This window comes from Acidobacteriota bacterium (genome assembly GCA_038040445.1).
Taxonomy (GTDB): Bacteria; Acidobacteriota; Blastocatellia; order UBA7656; family UBA7656; genus Onstottus_A; species Onstottus_A frigus.
This window is the reverse complement of record JBBPIG010000015.1, coordinates 102,009-121,567: the sequence shown is the minus strand read 5'-3', so window position 1 is coordinate 121,567 and position 19,559 is coordinate 102,009. Positions and strand designations below refer to the sequence as shown.

16 protein-coding genes are annotated in these 19,559 nt (G+C 55.1%); 8 read left to right on the top strand and 8 right to left on the bottom strand.

The annotated features are described in order from the left end of the window. Positions 1 to 41: 41 nt before the first annotated feature. The 5 genes from AABO57_17020 (at position 42) to AABO57_17000 (ending at position 7,466) form a co-directional block, all read left to right on the top strand. Positions 42 to 1,730, top strand: a complete 1,689-nt coding sequence (locus AABO57_17020) for a S41 family peptidase (GenBank protein MEK6287446.1) — start codon at positions 42 to 44, stop codon at positions 1,728 to 1,730. A gap of 274 nt (positions 1,731 to 2,004) precedes the next feature. Continuing rightward, positions 2,005 to 3,657, top strand: coding sequence for a S41 family peptidase (locus tag AABO57_17015; GenBank protein MEK6287445.1), 1,653 nt, complete (start codon positions 2,005 to 2,007; stop codon positions 3,655 to 3,657). Positions 3,658 to 3,885: 228 nt separating this feature from the next. After that, on the top strand, positions 3,886 to 5,070 hold the full coding sequence (locus AABO57_17010) for an AI-2E family transporter (GenBank protein MEK6287444.1): 1,185 nt from the start codon (positions 3,886 to 3,888) through the stop codon (positions 5,068 to 5,070). A 27-nt stretch (positions 5,071 to 5,097) separates the two neighbouring features. Next, entirely contained in the window at positions 5,098 to 5,847 is a 750-nt protein-coding gene (locus tag AABO57_17005; protein ID MEK6287443.1) for a ParA family protein, read from the top strand. Positions 5,848 to 5,891: 44 nt separating this feature from the next. Continuing rightward, on the top strand, positions 5,892 to 7,466 hold the full coding sequence (locus AABO57_17000) for a toll/interleukin-1 receptor domain-containing protein (protein ID MEK6287442.1): 1,575 nt from the start codon (positions 5,892 to 5,894) through the stop codon (positions 7,464 to 7,466). 167 nt (positions 7,467 to 7,633) lie between these two features. Here the strand turns inward: AABO57_17000 and AABO57_16995 are convergent, their stop codons facing one another. Genes AABO57_16995 through AABO57_16980 form a run of 4 tightly spaced genes read right to left on the bottom strand, consistent with a single transcriptional unit; the run spans position 7,634 to position 12,316 of the window. Further along, positions 7,634 to 8,599 (bottom strand): RelA/SpoT domain-containing protein, encoded by a 966-nt coding sequence (locus tag AABO57_16995; protein ID MEK6287441.1) that lies wholly within the window; start codon positions 8,597 to 8,599, stop codon positions 7,634 to 7,636. 14 nt (positions 8,600 to 8,613) lie between these two features. Beyond that, on the bottom strand, positions 8,614 to 9,699 hold the full coding sequence (locus tag AABO57_16990) for an asparaginase (protein MEK6287440.1): 1,086 nt from the start codon (positions 9,697 to 9,699) through the stop codon (positions 8,614 to 8,616). A 13-nt stretch (positions 9,700 to 9,712) separates the two neighbouring features. Continuing rightward, the gene (locus AABO57_16985; protein ID MEK6287439.1) at positions 9,713 to 11,191 is read right to left on the bottom strand and encodes an asparaginase; all 1,479 of its coding nucleotides are present in this window, start codon (positions 11,189 to 11,191) and stop codon (positions 9,713 to 9,715) included. A gap of 45 nt (positions 11,192 to 11,236) precedes the next feature. Beyond that, positions 11,237 to 12,316, bottom strand: coding sequence for a hypothetical protein (locus AABO57_16980; protein ID MEK6287438.1), 1,080 nt, complete (start codon positions 12,314 to 12,316; stop codon positions 11,237 to 11,239). Positions 12,317 to 12,961: 645 nt separating this feature from the next. On the opposite strand from AABO57_16980, the gene tmk reads away from it, so the two are divergent. From tmk to AABO57_16965, 3 genes are all read left to right on the top strand, one after another. Beyond that, entirely contained in the window at positions 12,962 to 13,672 is a 711-nt protein-coding gene (gene tmk / locus AABO57_16975; protein ID MEK6287437.1) for a dTMP kinase, read from the top strand. Between the two features lie 7 nt (positions 13,673 to 13,679). Further along, a complete protein-coding gene (locus tag AABO57_16970; GenBank protein ID MEK6287436.1) occupies positions 13,680 to 14,390 on the top strand; it encodes a thymidylate kinase in 711 nt (236 codons plus the stop codon). A 319-nt stretch (positions 14,391 to 14,709) separates the two neighbouring features. After that, positions 14,710 to 14,859: a lmo0937 family membrane protein gene (locus AABO57_16965; GenBank protein ID MEK6287435.1), complete on the top strand. Its 150-nt coding sequence runs from the start codon at positions 14,710 to 14,712 to the stop codon at positions 14,857 to 14,859. Between the two features lie 129 nt (positions 14,860 to 14,988). Here AABO57_16965 and AABO57_16960 read toward each other — a convergent pair whose 3' ends face one another. The 4 genes from AABO57_16960 to AABO57_16945 all read right to left on the bottom strand — a co-directional run bounded on the left by AABO57_16960 (position 14,989) and on the right by AABO57_16945 (position 19,166). After that, a complete protein-coding gene (locus tag AABO57_16960; protein ID MEK6287434.1) occupies positions 14,989 to 15,945 on the bottom strand; it encodes an Hsp33 family molecular chaperone HslO in 957 nt (318 codons plus the stop codon). Between the two features lie 135 nt (positions 15,946 to 16,080). Then, positions 16,081 to 16,581, bottom strand: a complete 501-nt coding sequence (locus AABO57_16955) for a MogA/MoaB family molybdenum cofactor biosynthesis protein (protein MEK6287433.1) — start codon at positions 16,579 to 16,581, stop codon at positions 16,081 to 16,083. Positions 16,582 to 16,718: 137 nt separating this feature from the next. Further along, positions 16,719 to 17,297 (bottom strand): RNA 2',3'-cyclic phosphodiesterase, encoded by a 579-nt coding sequence (thpR, locus tag AABO57_16950; protein ID MEK6287432.1) that lies wholly within the window; start codon positions 17,295 to 17,297, stop codon positions 16,719 to 16,721. Positions 17,298 to 17,357: 60 nt separating this feature from the next. Continuing rightward, positions 17,358 to 19,166 carry a serine hydrolase gene (locus tag AABO57_16945; GenBank protein ID MEK6287431.1) on the bottom strand — a complete coding sequence of 603 codons (1,809 nt, stop codon included), beginning with the start codon at positions 19,164 to 19,166 and terminating at the stop codon, positions 17,358 to 17,360. Positions 19,167 to 19,559: the final 393 nt, after the last annotated feature.

Sequence of the window (19,559 nt, the reverse complement as noted above, 5' to 3'; positions counted from 1 at the left end):
AGTATCTTGCGGCGTAACATTCGTTTTGGGGCGGCCCGCGGATGATGATCACTCACACGAAAGGGCTCGAGATGAGATTCAAGAAGCGACACTGGCTGTTAGTCTTGACGCTTGTGCTGCCGCTCACGTTTGCCGGTGCGCACACTGGGCAGCGTTCGACGGGGCAAAGCCCAGCCGATATGGCAGCTCGCCAGCGAATCGCCGAAGACTTTGCAAATGCCATCGTCGTCGCGAAGGACAATTTCGCGGGCCAGGTTGAGTTCAACAAGGTAACCAAAGCATCCATCGGGGGGATGCTTCGCACGCTCGATCCCCACTCGGCATATTTCGACCGGCAGCAATGGGAAGACTTCCAGAACGATCAGAGCAGCCGATACTACGGCATCGGTTCGACGATCATTCAACACTACGGGAAGGTGTATATCGTCTCGCCGACCCAGGGGACCGCGTCGTACAGAGCCGGGCTTCGTTACGGGGATCATATTGCCGGGATCAACGGCGAGTCGACCAACGGTTGGACTCAGGCTCAAGTCAGAAGCAAGCTGCTTGGCCCGGAAGGCACCACGGTAAACGTCAAGATAGCCCGGCTGGGCGTCGATAAGCCGATAGACTTCAAGCTGACGCGCGGACCCGTTCCGCTGCCATCGGTCGCGAACTACTTCATGCTCGCGGGCGGAGTCGGCTACGTCAATCTCGAGCGGGGATTCAACACAACCACCTACGATGAAGTGAACAGGGCTCTCCGAGAACTGCGGCAGCAGGGGATGACCTCACTGATACTCGACCTCAGAAGCAACCGCGGCGGGCTGGTCGACCAGGCACAGCGCGTATCGAACCTGTTCCTGTATAGCGGGCAGAAGATATTGTCCATGCGCGGACGCCCCGGGGTCTTTCAGTCCAGGGAATTTGTTGCCAACAACACCGCTCCGGAGGAATATCCGATCGTCGTTTTGATTAACAGGCTATCGGCTTCGGCGGCTGAGATCGTTGCCGGCGCGTTGCAGGACCACGACCGCGCACGGCTTGTTGGCGAAAACAGTTTTGGCAAGGGTCTTGTGCAGAGCCCGTTCCCGCTGGCGGACGGATCGGCGCTGATATTGACGACTGGTCACTACTACACGCCAAGCGGGCGGCTGATTCAGCGCGACTACAGCGGGCGCTCGTTCTACGACTACAGCCTCAAACGCGGCGACGACAAGAACGGAACGCACACTGATGCGAAGCGAACCGACTCGGGCCGGCCGGTCTACGGTGGCGGAGGAATCGATCCAGACGTCGAGGCGAAAGTAAGAGTTTCCCAGCGCGACATCGAGCTTCAGCGCGTATGGTTCGACCCCGTCTTCGAGTTTGCGCACCAACTTGCAGCAGGGCAGATTCAGGGGTGTTTGGAATTCAAGCTGGATCGGCAGGCTGATCATCGCCACCATCTCGCGGCGAACGAGTATCAGATCACCGACAAGGTCCTTCCCGCGTTCAAGAGCTTCCTGCGAGACCACAAGGAACTCAAAGTGGACGACTCGCGTGTGGACAAGGAAGCTGACTTCATCAAGCGCCAGATCCGCTACGAGATGGTGACCGCGGCGTACGGAGTCGAAACGGCGTATCAGGTGCTGTTGGAAACTGACCTTCAGATGCAGCGAGCGATCACCGAAATACCAAAGGCCAGAACGATGGCAGAGGACCTTCATCGCTTGCGGAGCTCGCGCGACGTAGAGCCGCGAAGGAATTAGCCAACTAGACAGTCTGGGATACACGGCGGCCCGAGCTCATAAGGCTCGGGCCGCTGCTTTTGCTGAGTTCCTGTGTAAACCATCCTTGCTGGAGACTTCCCACCAGTGAGACTGAGCGACCGATCCACAGGCGAAGTTTATGCTACCTCGAAGCTCCAGTTGTTTTGGCAATCCCTTTCCGCTAAGATTTCTTCTGGACGATTGCTGAAGGCGTACTGGCGAAACTTCCAACTGCTGTGACTCGAGTGAATCGTTTTCGAGGTGAAAGCTCACGATGAAATCTAAGAAGCGCTACTGGTTGCTTGTTGTCGCTCTCATCATCCCAATTACATTTGCAGGCGCGCATCCCGCTCAGAAGCTTCTCGGACAGAGAGCGGACGTCTCTACGGCGCGGCAGCAGATTGCCGAAGACTTTGCTAAGGCGGTTCTGGTCGCGAAAGACAACTACGCCGGGCAGGTTGATTTCAGCAAGCTGACCAAGGCTTCGATCCTTGGCATGCTTCACACGCTCGACCCGCACTCCAGCTATTTCGACGCTAAAGAGTGGGAGAAGGTCCAACAGGATCAGCGCAGCCGTTATTCCGGGATAGGCTCGACCATAGCGCAGCGAAACGACAGGGTCTATATCATGTCGCCGTTCGATGCGACTCCGGCTCATCGTGGCGGCATACGCTACGGAGATCAGATCGTCCAGATCAATGGAGAATCGACTGAGACTTGGAACTCCCAACAAGTCTCGCAAAAGCTGATCGGGCCGGAGGGCACATCTGTTACGGTGAAGGTGGCGCGGCTGGGCGCAAGTCAGCCGGTCGAGTTCAAGTTCGTTCGCGAAGCTGTGAAGCTGGCGTCGGTGACCAATTCCTACATGGCCGCCAATGGCGTTGGCTACATCAACTTCGATCGAGGATTCAACTTCACGAGCTACGACGAGATTCGCACGGCGCTGGCAGACCTGCAAAGACAGGAAATGACGTCGCTCATTCTGGATCTGCGGAACAATCCCGGCGGTCTGGTGGAACAGGCGAAAAAGATCACCAATCTTTTTCTGTATCGTGGGCAGCCCATAGTGACGCTGCGGGGGCGTCCGCAAACGTTTCCGACCCGCGAAGAAGTTGCCAGTAACAACAATCCCGAAGAGTTTCCTATCGTTGTCATTATCAACTCCAGATCGGCGTCGGCTTCTGAGATCGTTGCGGGTGCGCTTCAAGATCACGACCGCGGAGTAATAGTCGGCGAGAACAGCTTCGGGAAGGGATTGGTGCAGAGCGTGTTCCCGTTGTCGGACGGCTCGGGTCTATGGCTTGTTACCGGGCACTTCTATACGCCGAGCGGACGTCTGATCCAGCGCGAGTACAACAACCGCTCTTTCTACGACTACTATCTGAAACGGGGCGACAAGGACGCGGTTCAGCGAACCGAAGAGAAACGCACCGATACCGGCAGAACGGTCTACGGCGGCGGCGGCATTCAGCCGGATGTACTGGTGAAGTTTCCGTCGGCTGAGTTTGAGCTCCAACGGGTATGGGTAGAACCCGTTTTCCAATTCACTCGCGCTTTAGTAGCCGGGCAGATTGCCGGGCTGTCGGAGTTCAAGGTCGATCGCCCGTGCGATCACAGACACCGGCTCGCGCAAGGCGAGTACGCCGTGGGCGACAAGGTTCTGGCCGCGTTCAAGAACTTTCTCCGCGAGCACAAGGAATTGAAATCCGACGACTCGCGCGTTGACAAAGATGCGGACTGGGTCAAGCGCCGAGTTCGCTACGAGGTGGCCACGGCGGCGTTTGGCGAAGAGAATGCTCGCGCCGCGCTCGCCGATGGGGATGTCCAGCTACAACGCGCTCTGGGTGAAATGCCGAAGGCGAAGGCGCTGACCGACGACATTCGGCGTATCCGCGCTGCGGCTCGCGGGGATATTCGAAGGAACTGAGTTCGTGTCTCCCTTCAGTGTCTTATCAAAGCACGCCGCTTGTGACATAAACAGTCAGAGATTGGGAATTGGAATTTGCTCAAGGGCGCGGCAACGCGGGGCGGATTTCAATTCTCGATCTTCAATCCTCTGTTTACGACTCCTCTGAATCCCGTAGCAGCAACGTGCTCTGCGCGTGTGTTATACTCCGCCGCATAGAGGATATCCTTCACCCTTTTGGAGGCCTCGTTGAAGGAAAGGCAGCATCAAAACTCGGAGATGATTCGCATGTGGACGACGGTGATCGTTCGCGTGATCTTCCTCTTGGCGGGTCTGTTCATCGCGAGCTGGCTGCTTTATGAGATACGCACTCTGCTGTTGTTGCTGATCGTATCGATCTTCTTTTGCTACTTGATTGCGCCGATTGTACACCTGCTCGAGCAGCCCGTGTACGTGGCCAGATATGAGCTTCGACTGCCGCACAACGTCGCGATATTGTTAGTGTATCTGCTGATCGGCGTCGTTCTGTTTGTCGGCGTGCAACTCATCTGGCAACCGCTTTCTCAACAGGTGGCAGACCTGGCGAAGAATCTGCCGGGCTATACTAAATCGGCAGAGGGCTGGGTTAACAAAGTCTTCAATGATGCCAATAGCTGGATGAGGCACGTGAAGATCCCGCCGCAGTGGCGGGAGGCGATTTTCAGCCGCGCGAGCGACATGACGAACGCGGTTGCTGGATGGATGACCGAGTCTGTGGCCGGCGCATTAGGCTACCTGCAGTACTTAACGTGGCCGATACTGGTTCCGATACTCTCATTCTTCCTGCTGAAAGATGCGGCGTACTTTGAGCAGAACCTGATAGCGCTTTTGCCAAATGAGCGGCTGCAGAAGCGCGCTCACTGGCTGCTGATGGACGTCAGCCGAACGCTTGCCGCTTACATCCGCGCGCAGATCACCGCGTGTCTTGTAGTTGGCATTCTGGTAATGATTGGGCTGAGTCTGATCCGCGCGCCGTATCCGGTAGTGCTGGCCACGATAGCCGGCTTGCTGGAATTCATCCCGCTGATTGGTCCGTTGATCGCGGCATGCATTATCGTCGGTTTGACGCTGACCGTCTCATTCAAAACCGCTCTGTTCGTCGCGTTGTTCCTCGCAGTTCTTCGACTGATTCAGGACTATTTTATCTATCCCCGGATTGTCGGGCATGGCATCAAGATGCACACGCTGGTGGTGATCATCGCTATTCTAGCGGGAGCGGAGATCGGCGGACTTGTTGGCGTATTTCTGTCGATCCCGGCTGTTGGGCTGCTGATTGTGTTCTATAACCACTACCTTGCTTATCGAGGGATACAGAATCTGCGCGTAGTCGTTCCTTCGGAACACGCGGGGAGCGAAGCTGACCCCCAGCTTTCCGCTTCAGCTCTCGAAAAGTAGGTTCTTTCCCTCAGGCTGGTCAGCGAGATGGGCATTCACATAGCGATCGCGGCGTCGAAGGGCGGGACAGGCAAGACTACGACGACCTGGAACCTTGGACACGGTTTAGCTTTCGCTGGCGCGCGGGTGCTGCTGGTGGACTGCGATCCCCAGGACAATCTTCGGTTCATTGCCGGTACGGATCACGCGCGCGGCACGCTGGCCTCGGCGATCGAGCAGGGAACGTTCAGCGCAAATCGTATCGGAGAAAACGTGTGGCTGTTGCCAAGCGGCGGCAGACGTCTGTGGCATGCAACTGTTGCCTCCGACGGTCTGGGGCACCTGACGGCGCCGCTCAGACATGCTTTTCGAGCGAGGGATGACGACTACGATTTCGTGTTGTTCGACTGTCCGCCGGAGCTTGGGCGAATGACTTCAGCGGCGATCTCGCTTTCCGATTATCTGTTGATACCTTGCGTTTCCACCTGGCTGGGCTTGCGGTCGATCGCGCAGATGATCGAGTTCATAGACACCCACACCCGGGACGCGCGAATCGATAGCGAACGCACCGGCATCGTGATAACGTTTTACACGACACGCCGCGCTGGTCCCGAGACGGTCCGCCACGAAGCGAAGAAGCTGTTTCACGGTAGAGTGTATCGAACAGTCATTCGCGAGCGAACAGAACTGGACTACTCGCAACAAGAGCACAAATCGGTATTCGAGTACGCGCCGAGAAGCGATGGCGCCGAAGACTACAGCGCTTTGGCGAAAGAGATGTTGAAGCGGCTAGCCTAACTGGACACAAGGGAGTCTGAAAATCAGAGGGTCTGGAGAACAAGATGAAACTCTTCCTTAGCTACTCACGGCACGATATGCTACTAGCCGACACGATCGTGGCAACGCTGCGCGACGTCAGCGGCGTAGTCGTCGAGCGGGATCTTGATCGGTCCTCCCCAGGGGCACCGCTTGGTGATCGACTCAGAACACAGATTGCTGAATCTCAGGCCTGCTTCTTCTTGATTACGAGTGCCGGTGCGAAATCCAAGTGGGTTAATGCAGAACATTCGTGGGCCCGGCAACTTGGCAAGAAGATCGTCCTTATCGTTGAACACGGAGTCAAGCTTGAAGAGATTCCCGATGTAGACCCGACTGTCGAACACATTCAATACGACCCGACCCGATACGCCGAGTTGCTCATTTCGGTGAAAGAGACCGCGCTGAAAATTTGCGCTCACTACGGAAGCGACGGTACAAAGCAGCCATTGGCGGGCGAAGAACAGTTGCCGACTGGAATCCAGGACCTGCGAAGTGAGGAAATAGAGAGGTTACTATCGCTCTCGCCATCGAAGGTTGCCGAGTCTCTTCAGCCGTATCTCGCGGATGCGGCCTATCGTGCAGTAGAACAGTTCTTTGGTAAACCTGAGTTCACCAGATTCGTCAACATTGGGACACTGGAAACTGATGCACAAGCATTAGTGATTAGAGGCGAGACACTTCAGGCACTCATGGCGGCCGCCGCAGCAGGCACGCCAAAGGAGTACGGAGCTGCAGGATATCGTGCCGGTGTATCGTTCGGTCTTGGTGTCGTGAAGTGGCTCATGGAGAAAAGTAAGAGCGTTAGGGGTGTCTTAGGGCTGCCTAAGTCGGGACGAGATTTAATCGTTGCGGCAACCAAGATTGATGAGGCGTCTGGGTGGGGGCGAATTACCGTAAGCAAGACGGCGAAGGGACGCGGATCAGAACTTTGGTCTGTCGATATCAGGATTGAACGCGACTTCCTTTCTGCTTGCCACGTGCGTTCCGAGTACGACGACCTACCATTGCTCGCCAAACATGAAGCATTCTGGTCGGCTTACTTGGAAGGAACCTTCTCAGCAGCACTTGCCGCCTCTCACGGCCTGCGAACCAAGGTCAACGACAGTCACGAGGCACAGCCAGTGCTAACTCGCGTGACGCAGAGTTCTGACGGCTCGAAGACTCCGGCTCTTTTGTTTAGAGTGTCGTGTGTGCTCGTGCGCTATCCAGTTACAGTGGAAAGTTTGTGCCGAGAGGTACTCTGCCCCTACGTTTTGGCCGACTACACCAGAGTTGTCTCCCGGGCGAGAACCGTTTTGGAGGGCTTCGTACGAGAGATTGCCGGTGCGGAGGAATCAGAGAGTGAGGACATAAAGGGGGCTTTGCAATGGATCGCGCAGAATGGGCCCGTTGGCGCGCGGGATGCGGCATCCCGTCTGCAAAAGGCTCGCAATGAACTGAACAAAGGTGTGCATGTCGGTGGCGCGGATGCTAGCGAAGCCCAAGCCTACGCGGCGATGCAGGCGGCAGCTCCGGCGCTTTTGAAGGGAGTGCACGATATTGAATTGACTGACAGCCAGACAACCGAACTGCATCACGTACTCATCGGGAGAGGGTGAAAGACCGCTAGTGCTTTCGGCAGTCTAGGACTCGCTTGACTCAGTCAGAGCCGCAAGACACGGTTCCGCCCTGTCGGATTCCGATCTCCATGTCTCGAGTTCCTCCGCTCCCTGTCAACGACACACGCAGATTGCAAGGGTTCATCCACAGACATCTGGTTGCGTGGCTAGTCCTTGCTGTCATCAACCCTGCCAAAGAAAACCTCTTTGATCATCTGACTGTGGCGGGAGGGCGGGTTTGCTTGACTAAATTTTCCCGCCGATTCTTTAGGGAGAGATTCCTCACGCGCAGATTTATCGAGATCCTCAAGGCCCTGCTTGATATAACTCTTCTCTTTCTTCTCTATGTTCATTCTATCAACCCTCTCGTTCCTCTGTTTTGCTAGCATCTGTGTTGCTCGACCCGAGCGGGGCACCTGCCGATCTCCAAGGTATTCTTCTTGGATATCCCTAATAAATGAACCCAGGTCATCTGCACTTCCTGCATGCTTGTTGAGAATGCCTAACAATCCTTCATTCCGTTCGGTGGTAAGATTGTCTGGGTAGCGAATTAGGTGATCGATTTCGCTCCATCCTTCTTCAAAAATCGTCCGAACTTGGATTTCCGCTACCTGCGTCTCTTTGTCCAGTTGCGTCCGGATCAAGTAGTGAACCGAGCGGTATCCAGCCTTATGCTCCCTTATTTTACAACCAGCCTTCTTGAAATCCTCTATTAGCTCCTCGCGATCCCCCTTGCGTACGCTGGCAGTGGGGTTTTCCGCCAGCCTCCATTTAGCCCTGATATACTCATCAATGTAAACCCAATCCTCCTTAAATAGGTGCAACGCGCGGAGTCCAATTAGATCCTTGATTCTGACTCTGTAATTGCTCCTGTCAATAGGAACACGATCTTCTTTTCTGATGATCTTCACGATCAGATGCTCTGGATCCTTCAATCGAAATCTAATTGAGTGGACTTTGTCGCCTCCTTGTCTCAAGACGTCGGCAAGATAGCTGGCGAGTGGATGAAGTTTCTCCCGAAAACCTTCGTAGTCTTCGCAGATCGCATTCAGCTCGTTGAGATGGTGCGTAGCCCAGTCGAAGCGCTCCCGGTCTAGGTTGTGTTTCTCAAATAGCGTCTCTAGATCGATCATTCCAAGCCTGCCAGCTAGCGATCTTGGACCGAAGGAGGTCCGTCGATAGAATCAACTCCAACACTCATTTCACCGATGAACACATGCGACATCATTTTACGTACGTATTTGATTTTCTCGTGTCCGTCCAACTTCAGCCTATTTGCCAACGCTAGCACCCACCTGAACTTGGTGGCCGCCGCCGCACTTGTCATGTTTCCTGTCGGTATTGCGCCTGCGTCTTTGGCCTTCACTCCAGGTTCATATGCAGTGTTCATCGTTGAGTTTGCTGGAAACTGGCTCGTAATTATCACCGGTATACCTTTTTCATGCACAGCTTCCTCTATTAATGGAATGAACGAATAGAGAGGTTCATCGGGGACGTTGCCCGCACCGAAGGACTTCAGAATGATCCCTTTGCACAGGGTTGCCTCTAACATTGGCGACACAAGCTCGGGTTCGAGACCGGGAATAAGTTCAATCTGTAGTATTCCAGACTCGTAGAAGGGCTGGAAGTCTGATGGCTGAATTCCTTTTGAAGACTTCTTGGATTTCGTGAAGGCTATGGGCTGCACGTCGATGGTCTCTGTAATATACGCAATCGGAAAGTATGCCGGGGATTCGAAAGCATCAAACCTCTTCTCGTCTTTCTTCTGGGCGCGGCATGCGCGAAAGACGTAATCCCCAAAGCTAATCACTACTTCCGCGAGATCGGTCAATGCCACTCGACACGCGTTAACGAGATTCCGGCGCGCATCTCCTCCAGGCACGGATGGGATTGTCTGAGATCCAGTAAACACAACTGGAAAATCCAGGCCGAGACCGAGTGCGAACGCCACCGCAGACGACGAGAAGTGCATAGTATCTGTGCCGTGGGCCACTACTATCCCGTTGAAGGCATTCCGCCGCTCGTAAATGGCATTAGCCATTGCGACCCAATCACCAGGCGTTATGTTTGTGCTGTCCTTATGAAGGAGTTGGACAAGCTCGACTTCAACGAATGACTGCAGTTCCGGTGCCATCTCGAGGAATTCATCAGCCGAATCTGGAGGCCGTAGGACACCATTTACCTCTTTCATCCCTATGGTGCCGCCTGTATAAATCACGCATACTCGATCCATGGCGACCAGCCTATCAAGCCTTCACGTATAATGCCAGATTGAGTTTTTCCCACTCCGCCCCCGACGAGCCATTCGTTACTAGGCCGATCCTGCCCGGCTTGCCCTTTGTGAAGAACTTTCTAACGGAACTCGTCACGTCAAGAAAAAGGCTGGCCTTTTGTCCTGTTGTCTCGATTGTCTTTTCGCATGTACCTGCATATTGAATTATCTCCGTGCCGCTGCTCTCTTGAAGATTCTGGTAGTTGACATACACCCTCAGGCTGAGTCTCCGATCTCCCTTGTCCTCGGTCAGTAAGCTCGTTCCCTGCAGACGTAATATCGCGACTTCAAGCTTCTCAAACTCGACCTCTCCAGGGATAACCTGTTGGCTAGAAAACACAGGGCTGGCACTTCCCGGGCCGTAGTCTATTTCAAAGATATTTAGGCTTTGCTCCCCACGCTGATCCAACTGCATCTGCTTTCGAACCTGGTCGAGGTCCCAGCCCATTCCAAGAAGCCACATGAGCTTGCACAGAGCAGACTCCGGAGTCATGTCCAGACCGCTAATGACGCCCCTTTCCAAGAGCGGAACGCTAGCTTCGTATTGTCCGATTTCAACCATTCCTTGAGGGCATTGAGTGACGTCAACAACGAGAAGACCCGCGTTCACTATCTGTTCGATCGCACGGAGAAAGTCTTCGTTGCTTGGCGCATTTCCGGTCCCGTAGGTCTTCAGAATGAGGGCCCTAATTTTCTTGCCGCTCGCCGATTCAGTGGCAACTCTTACGACGATTTCCGGATCCAGACTCGGGAAAATGTCGAGCGCCATTACCTGAGTGACGAATTCAGTATTGGCAAATAACTGCTCTGGCCCAGGTGTCCGGATCAGCCTCGTATCAAGTTCGATGTGCTCGCCAACGGTTCCAAGAGGGGGATAGTTCGGAGACTCAAAACCGCTATAGGCACTTGAGCTAAGCTTCCGTGCGCGGTTGCCGCGCAATAGCTTTCCGCGGAAGTATATGCATACCTCGGGAACGAGTGGGATTGTTGAGCCATCGTTTACATCGACTCCAGCAGCGATGCTGAGAGCGGTGACAAAGTTCTCCAAAGCGTCGCTTCTGGGGACGGCGAGCGGGAGCTGCGAGCCAGTCAGAATAACTGGCTTACTTAAGTGCTCTAGCATGAACGAAAGTGCTGAGGCTGTGTAGCACATCGTGTCGGTGCCGTGCAGTATCACGAACCCAGTGAATTGATCGTAGTTGCTGCTGATCACTTCCGCCATCTGCTTCCAGTTCTCGTGTGATATGTTCGAGGAGTCCAACAGAGGGTCGAATGTATGAATGTCTGTCTCAATGTTTTTTTCTTTCAACTGTTTCAGCACTGGATAGTTCTTGGTGATTTCGTCCCACTTACCCGGCTTAAGCGGGTTCAAGGGGTTATTGTCCTCATGCACCATCGCTATCGTCCCGCCCGTGTTTATGATCAGTACTCGGTTTTCCTTGCTTGCGCTCATAGCCTTGTCTCCTCCGGCGTCGTACAGATTTCTCGTCACGCATTGTCAGAGAGCGACGAAATCGCATGACTGCTTCTCAGGGTTGAACTGGGCGCAATCGCTACGATACTTGTCGTGTCTAATCTCTATCGCGAACCCAGCTAACTGCTTCAGCACTCCCGCAACATATCCCTTCATCAAGCCGCAGATGTTGAAATCGTTGTAGTCCTTTTCAGCAATAAGAAAATTCGATTTCAGCACTATTTTCCCCGTTGCCTTTTGCGCAATCTCGTTGATCGTTAGATGGTTCTCGAACTTCCCCCAACCAACGCTGGTGTCGAAGGAACACCACTTGTCTATTCTCTCACTGAGCGGCATTTCAGGCGTCTTGTTTGAGAGTGCCTCTGACAACTCCGTTCCGAAGTTCGCACCTGCATTGAATCCAGACCTGAAGAGAATCGCATCCATCTCTTGTTTCATCCTTTCCCTTATCTGGTGAATATCCTCCGTTGGATTGGGAGTGATAAGATCGGGACGAAAGTTGTTCGCCACTTGAGAGCAGATGTGGCCCAGCATCGCTCCAAAGGTTGCTGCTTTGAACGAGACGTTCCTGGATAGATCGGCGGGGTTCTTCATTATGCCGGTGCTTAGGTCTATAGTAAATCTCTTCTGATCTAAGCTTGTGTCATCTAGACTAGTGTTATAGGGCATCCCGGGTTCAAAATCGAGAAGTGCCGACAAAAACTCGCTGAGCGTGCCGATGTCTTTTCGGCGGAGTACATCTTCAGTGTCTGAAGCCAGTGTACCCGCAGCTAGGACCGACAATCGGGAGAGTTCATAAACCCTTAGACGTTTCCGCACGGATTCATGGCCAGCCGCAATGTCGAACACCTGTAACTCGTTGAACAATATTGCGAGCCTTGCTAGATCTATCAGAGATACAGGCGTGCCTCCCAGAATTCGCGACGCTCGGTCGTCAAAACCCTGTCGACTGGGATCCTGCAGTTGATCTCTTGTTCTTTCAAAAAGGGAAACCATTGTATGAACGATCAAGTCGTTGACTATACGGGCGGCTCGATCAAGGTCGTTGCCGATGAAGGCCCACCAGAATTCCTCAATTTGTTGATTCAAGTTGTCGTCTGTCACTTTGGTTTCTCCGAATGTCCTTAGTTAGGAGGTTCCGCATCTTGGTAGGACACTAACCGTGGGATGCCTGCCCGCGACCGCCTCCTTAGCGACCAGACTGGCGACTAAGTCCTTTTAACTCATTACCTCGATCAGCCATTCGTTAGCCGAACTCCAGCGCCGCTCCAACTAAGCAACCGAGCGCCTGGTAACTCGTTCTTTTGATCGAGACGACGACTCGCCTGAAGGTCTTAGCCTCAAGGGTCGGAACGGGAAGCACCTGAGCCCACCCAGCAATGTCATCTTGCACTCAGTGGTTGAGCCGCGCAAATGTAGTCCCAACCGCCGTTCTTTGTCAATCAAAATCCGAGGTGCTTGAGATTCCAGGCCAAGTAGCCTTAGCCTTGTAGCGAGCGGCCTCATACCACCGAGAGAAAGAATGAGTTGAGGGGACTTCTAGATTAGGCCCCCTTAACCCTCGGTTGTGAGATCCGAAGTTGTGAACAAGGAGGTTTTATGGCCGTGACACAATCAATATGAGAGAACTAACTCCTCAGCAGACTTATCCCCGTTCAATGCCATAGGAGACTTCCCCTTCGGAGCAACACCCTTCGGAGCAGCAGTGGCGTCGCTGCAGCCATTTGTTTATACTCTTACCCGATGCAAATGTACGGCGACCACCAGTTTCCCGGCAAGCTATTCATCGTCGAGGGAATTGACGGTTCAGGAAAATCCACCCAGTTAAGCTTGCTCCAACAATGGCTCAAGCGCGAAGGATACATGGTGTTCTTCAGCGAGTGGAACTCCTCTCCGCTGGTCAAGGAGACGACCCGCCGCGGCAAGAAAAAGCAGATGCTGACGCCTTCAACCTTCTCGCTTCTTCACGCGACCGACCTTGCGGATCGCATTGAGCGCCACATCATTCCGCCCCTCAAGGCCGGAGCCATAGTACTGGCGGACCGCTACATCTATACCGCATTCGCGCGCGACACCGCCCGCGGCGTCAGTCCGCGTTGGGTGCTCGAGCTTTATAAGTTCGCCGTCAAGCCTACGATCGCTTTCTATTTCCGCGTGCCGCTCGACGTTTCGCTCAAACGAATACTGAGCGCGCGTGCCGGGCTCAAGTACTACGAAGCCGGAATGGACCTGGGGTTGAGCGACGACCTGGAGGAGAGCTTCGAGCTGTTCCAGGGGCTGATCAGCCGCAAGTATGAAGGGATGGTGGACGAATTCGGGCTGCGGGTCATAGACGCTACCCGGTCGATCGAAGAACAGCAAAACGAGGTGCGCGCTATCGTCGAGCGCGAGCTTATCGACGTGCCCAAGCGCCCAATGCACGCGCTCTCGGCGTCAAATCTTGATTCCTGGGAGAACTAAACCGAGCTTGGAGAATCGATCTAACAACCACGCGTTCGAATTCTACGGTGAGGGCCTGCCGGGCGTCGAGCTGGAGGAACTTCGCGGCAGGTTGATCGTGATCGAAGGCCCGGACGGAGTTGGGCGTTCGACTCAGGTGTCCATGCTCAAGCCATGGTTAGAATCCAACGGCCATGCGGTGCTTGACACCGGTATGACCCGATCGGCTCTCGCGGGCAAAGGAATCAAACAGGCCAAGGCTGGGATCACGCTCGGTCCAATATCGCTGACGCTTTTCTATGCAACCGATTTTGCCGATCGGCTCGAGAACGAGATGATTCCGGCGCTGCGGGCCGGCTTCATAGTCCTGACGGATCGCTACATCTATTCATTGATCGCGCGCTCAATCGTCCGGGGTCTGGAGGCGAGCTGGATCAAAGCGTGTTACGGGCTGGCGCTAAAGCCTGACGCAGTTTTCTATCTGCGCTCGAACGTCGGCGGCTTGATCCCGCGGGTATTGAGCAGTCCGGGCGGGTTCGACTATTGGGAATCCGGAATGGACATCCATCTTGGGGATGATTTGTTCGATAGCTTTGCCGAGTATCAGACCAGGATGCTTTCGGTGTTCGACTCGATGATCGATGAGTACGGTTTCGAGGTCATCGACGCGACTGAACCGATAGACCTGATCTATCGAAACCTTCAACGCCGAATCGGCCGCCTACTAAGAGAATTCTGAGACTACCCCCTCAGCGCGTCAAGCGCCCTCCGTCTCATTCATCGCAAGCTCGATCCAGATAACTGTTCGACGTTCTTCAGTCTGACTGCGGGGGAGCGCCTTCTCTTTAGCTGTAGTATTGCGGTACGGGGCTGTACTAAACCCTTAGCTGTTCGATCGCTCCAACGCCCGTTTCGGTTCAAATTAAGGCTCCCAAGCGTGGAATGACAGTTGCCAACCCTGTATATCGAGTTCGGATTTGGGCGCCCGTGGAAGCGCGAAAGCATAAAACGCGGGCAATCGGAACGATGCTTTTGACATAACACGGGAGGAAATGATCATGCTTTGGACAATCTTAGTAGTGCTGATGATTCTGTGGCTGCTGGGTCTGCTCGGTGGCATAGGCGGAGGGCTTATTCACTTGCTGTTAGTCGTCGCCGTCATTGTGCTGCTTTTCCAACTGCTGAGCGGCCGTCGAAGTGTAGTTTGACGCCTCGGCTTAACGGGAGTCTCGAAGGACGAATAAACGGTTCTCTAACGGCAGGGTAAATCGCAAGGCGGATGCTTGACCGGTCGCATCCGCCTTGCATTTTGTTTCAGGTGACTGATCGGTCGCTGCTCAGGCCAACAACCTCGTTAGCTCGTCGGCGCTCAATTGATAAGCCTCGTTGCAGAAGTGGCATATTAATTCGGCGCCGTTGTCTTTCTCGAGCATGTCCTCGACCTCTTCGCGGCCGAGCGCCGAGATGATTAGAAGCGCGCGCTCGCGTGAGCATTGGCAATAGAAGTGCGGCTCATGCTCTTCGAGCACCATCAGGTCGAGGTCTCCAAGCACTGCTTCAAGCATTTCGACGGGCGACAAACCGGCTCGTACCAGTTCGGTCGCATAAGGTGCTCGCGCAATGTTCCGCTCTAAATGAGCAGCAAGTCCCTCGTGTCCGCTGGGCATCATCTGAATAATGAACCCGCCCGCCGCTGCAACTCGCAAGCTGTGGAGTGAAAACTCAGTCGTCGCGGATATGGTTGATCCGTGGCCGGGTTGTTTGAATTCGGCGCCATCGATTGTCATCAACACGCCCAGGCTGACAGCGGAATTTACCTGTTCAGATTTCGCCAGATAGTAGGCGATGTCCTCGCCGATCTCGCCCGATACGATCGGCACCATCCCTCGATAGGGTTCCTTCATCAATCCGATCTCAAATCCGGCGTCGCGGGTGATGTAGAGCTTTCCGCCGCCAACCACTGCCCGAACGTCAAGCTTGCCGTGTTCGTTCATCGCGGTCGCGTCAGCTTCGGGATTCGAGACGTAGCCGCGCACATTGCCGAGGGGGTCTGCCTGGGCGACTATGCTGCTTATTGGACCGTCGCAATCGAAATGCACCGTGAGCTTTTCTAGATCTTTTACGCCGCTTCCCAACAACAACGCGCCGGTCAGCGTGCGGCCGAGCGCAGCAGATGCAGTGGGGGAAGTGCGATGCCGGCGGCAGGCTTCGGCTACCAGGTGGGTGGTCACCGCCGCCACACATCTGAGCTGATTGTCGGCTGCCGTCGCGTGAATGAGTTTGTCGGTGGTCATTGGTTTGGTGGTTTCTGGTTTCTGGTTTGTGGTTTCTAGCTGTTAAGAGTTTGTCCTCGCTTGCATTCGGCCGCGGGCTAAGGTCACGGACCGATCCGCAACCACAACCAGAAACCAGAAACCGATAACGGATGACTAAGAAGCACATTTCTTGGATTGCTCCGTCATTAAGCCAATCGCATGCGGAAGCGAGCTGCGGATCGCGTTGAAGTTCTGAACTGCGCCGCGCGTGCTTCCCGGCAAGTTGACTATCAGCGTTCGGCCTCGAATGCCGCACACTGCCCGGGAGAGCGGCGCAAGCGGGGTCTCATCGAGGCTTCGGAGCCGCATCAGCTCAGCAAGCCCCGGGGCTTCGCGCTCGATCACACTTCGAGTAGCCTCCGGAGTGTTGTCTCGCGGAGCAAATCCAGTCCCGCCGGTTGTCAGGATCAAATTGACGTCGCCGCGGTCGGCGTATTCTCGCAGCCTGGCTGAAATCTGATCACGATCGTCGGATATGATTTCAGTAGCGGCAACGCGGCAGCCGAGCTTCTCCAGCTCGGCTACAACTGCAGGTCCTGACTTATCCACGCGTTCGCCCCTTGAAGCCGAGTCGCTGATAGTCAGCACTGCCGCCGCGATTTCTACTCTTGCCATTGACGCTCCGTCGCTTTGAGGGTGTTTACCGAACCCGACCGGTTTAATTGATAGTATTGCAGCGGCTCGAGCCGATTGTAAACCGGCTGAGATTTCAAAGCCGCAAACTCCTCGCCGGCGTTCGTGCAGCTCCAACCTCACGCCAGCTTGATGACCGCCTGCGGAGTGTAGATCGAGCCCGTCGGTCTTAGGTCGCTACGCATAGCGATCACTTCGGTAGCCTTGAACGTCTCAGACTTGAAGCCCACAGCAATCAGCTCTTCTGCAACGCGAGCGGCGTTGTGAGGTGTGCGTATGCGGCCGATCGTCAGGTGAGGCGAGAACTTTCGCTTCTCGCCAGGAAAGCCTTCTCGCGCGAGTTCGTCTTCGATGTTTGCATAAAGTTGCTTGAGGGGTTCGGGTACAACAGAAAAGCCAACCCATAAGACCCGAGGGCTTCGAGGCGAAGGGAAGCAGCCTGTGCCGCCGGCCTCGACTTCAAACGGACTGATCCCGCCGGCAGCTCTCTGGACAGCTTTGCAAACTGCGTCGATTCGGGTTGCCTCGACATCTCCGAGGAACTTCAAGGTCAGATGAATGTTTGACGGCTTGGTCCAACTAACCTGGCCTTCGATTTCACGCAGTGTTTTTTGAAGCTGGCCGATTCGCTCTTTGATCGATTCAGAGATCTCGATGCAGATGAAGGTGCGAACTACTGTGACGCGCTGGTTGCTCACCTATTCTTTCTTCCTGTCGGGTCGCCCGCCAACAGACGCAGCTGCAAGGCTCACCAACGGTCATTGCTTCGGTAGAAGCGTGAAGCTGACAGCGGGACCTTGTTCGATCGTCAGGCTCTTCACCTTGCCGCCAGCCATCTCGAACTGGACGAAGAACCCTGCTGGCGCGCCCTCGATCCTGAATCGCGTCGGGGACACCGGTGTCAAAGTGTACACTGGCTGTCCGGGCACGACCGCTTTCAACAAACCTCCGACCATTTCAAGGCTGATCTCGATCGGCGGAACCTTCGCTTCGTACTTGCCGGCGAACTTGTTCAAATCGGCTTCGCTCAACTTCACGCCTGGAGCTGTGTCCGCGGCATCGGGCCCGCGCTTGAAGCTGATTTGCAAGTCGGGCAGTTTCATCTCGTCGACCTTGCCCCGCGCATTCAGCGTGAAGCTCACCAGCGCCTTTCCAAGAGAACGCGCGCGCCAGGTGACTCGAAACGTGTCGTAATTCCAGTGCTCGAGGTCGCCGTCGAACCCGGGGGTCGTCAGCACAAGCTTGCCGTTTTCAAACGTGACCTTCGCGTCACCGTACATCTCATCCTTGTACGGGCCGGTGTACTTGTCCAACGAGAGAGTCGGAGATGTTCCCTTAACGCGCGACTCTTCGTTCTTCTTCTGGGCTTGTCTGCCTTGCTCGAGAAAAGCGCCGTAGATCTTCAACAAGTCGGCGCTGTAATCTCGCGGTTGAACTCCCAGATACAAGTCGTAGACGCGGCTGGCGATCGCACCGGGAAGAGGAGTGCCGTTCATGTTTGTCAGGATCACAAGACCGAGCTTTTCTTCGGGAATCATCGCGACCATCGCGCTCATGCCGTCGATGTTCCCGCCGTGCTCGACCACCTTGCGCCCCCGATGGTCGTGCAGGAACCAGCCAAGCCCGTAGTTCAGGAAATGCGCGTCGCTGTAGAAGAGCGTCCACGGAGGCTCCATTCGAATGACAGTCTGCGCAGTGTGCATCTCTTTTGCTCCGCCGGAGCTGATCAGACGCTGGCCTTTGTAGGAACCTTCGCCGAGTTGGAGCCGCACCCACTGCGCCATATCGACCACGTTAGAGTTGATCGAGCCGGCCGGCGCGATGTTGTCGATTTTGCGCCACGGGATGATCTCGACCTTTCCATCAATCTTCGCGTGCGGCGTCGCGACGTCGCCGGAGTTCTTCAGATCGTTGATGCTGGTGCTGCTGGAAGTCATCCCCAGCGGTTTGAAGATGCGCTCACGAATGAAATCGTCCCAGCTCTTTCCCGACACGCCTGCAACGATCTGACCGGCGGCGAGGTACATGATGTTCTGATAGCCGAACGTCGAGCGAAGGCTCCAGGTTGGCTTCAGGTAGCGAACGCGGCGAAGTATCTCGTCGCGGCTGTACGACGTGCCGTACCAGAGGAAGTCGCCGCGCTCGAGTCCGCTGCGATGACACAGCAGGTCTCGCACGGTGATCTCGCGTGAGACGTACGGGTCGAAGAGCTGAAAGCCGGGAAGGTATTTTGTCGCCGGGTCGTCCCACTTCAGCTTGCCTTCGTCCATCAGCATTGCGATCGACGCCGAGGTGAACGCCTTCGACGAGGACCCGATCGCAAACAGAGTCTTCGCGTCGACTGCAGCCGGATCGCCGAGCTTGCGCACGCCGTAGCCTTTGGCGAAGACGACTTGATCGTTCTTGACGACCGCGATTGCGAGACCCGGAACGTCCCAGTCCTTGAGAGCTTTGTTGATGTACTCATCAAAGTCTTTCGATGGCGCTTCCTGTGAATACGCGGTCTGGCAAGCCGCCACGACCAGCAGCGATAGAGCGATTAAACGGATTGCTTTCGTCAGTTTCATAGTTGTCTCTCCAACTGATGTTTGGCGCGGTGTCTTAACCTAAAGTTCAAGATTGAGACATCGCATGGAACAGGCACGTGTCGCACCGACCTACCGGCGATTCATGCCGCCTCACTTTGCCTCGGGCATACCCACACGCGCCAGCGGTGGGTCCGTGATGTTAACGCCTACAGAATCACTCGTGCGCCCAGATGCCCACGTGCGCCAGAGACTATGGGAAAACCTCAACCGGGAGGTTGGGGATCATTCACTCCAGCCTGCAAGCAGGCAGCCGGCGCTCGCGAGGCAATCCCCCAACCGGAAGAGCCTTCAAAGATCGCGAAAGGCGCGGACGTGAAAGATCCCCAACCTTCCCGGTTGGGGGAATTGCCGGGGCCGCTGCCCCGCTTCCAA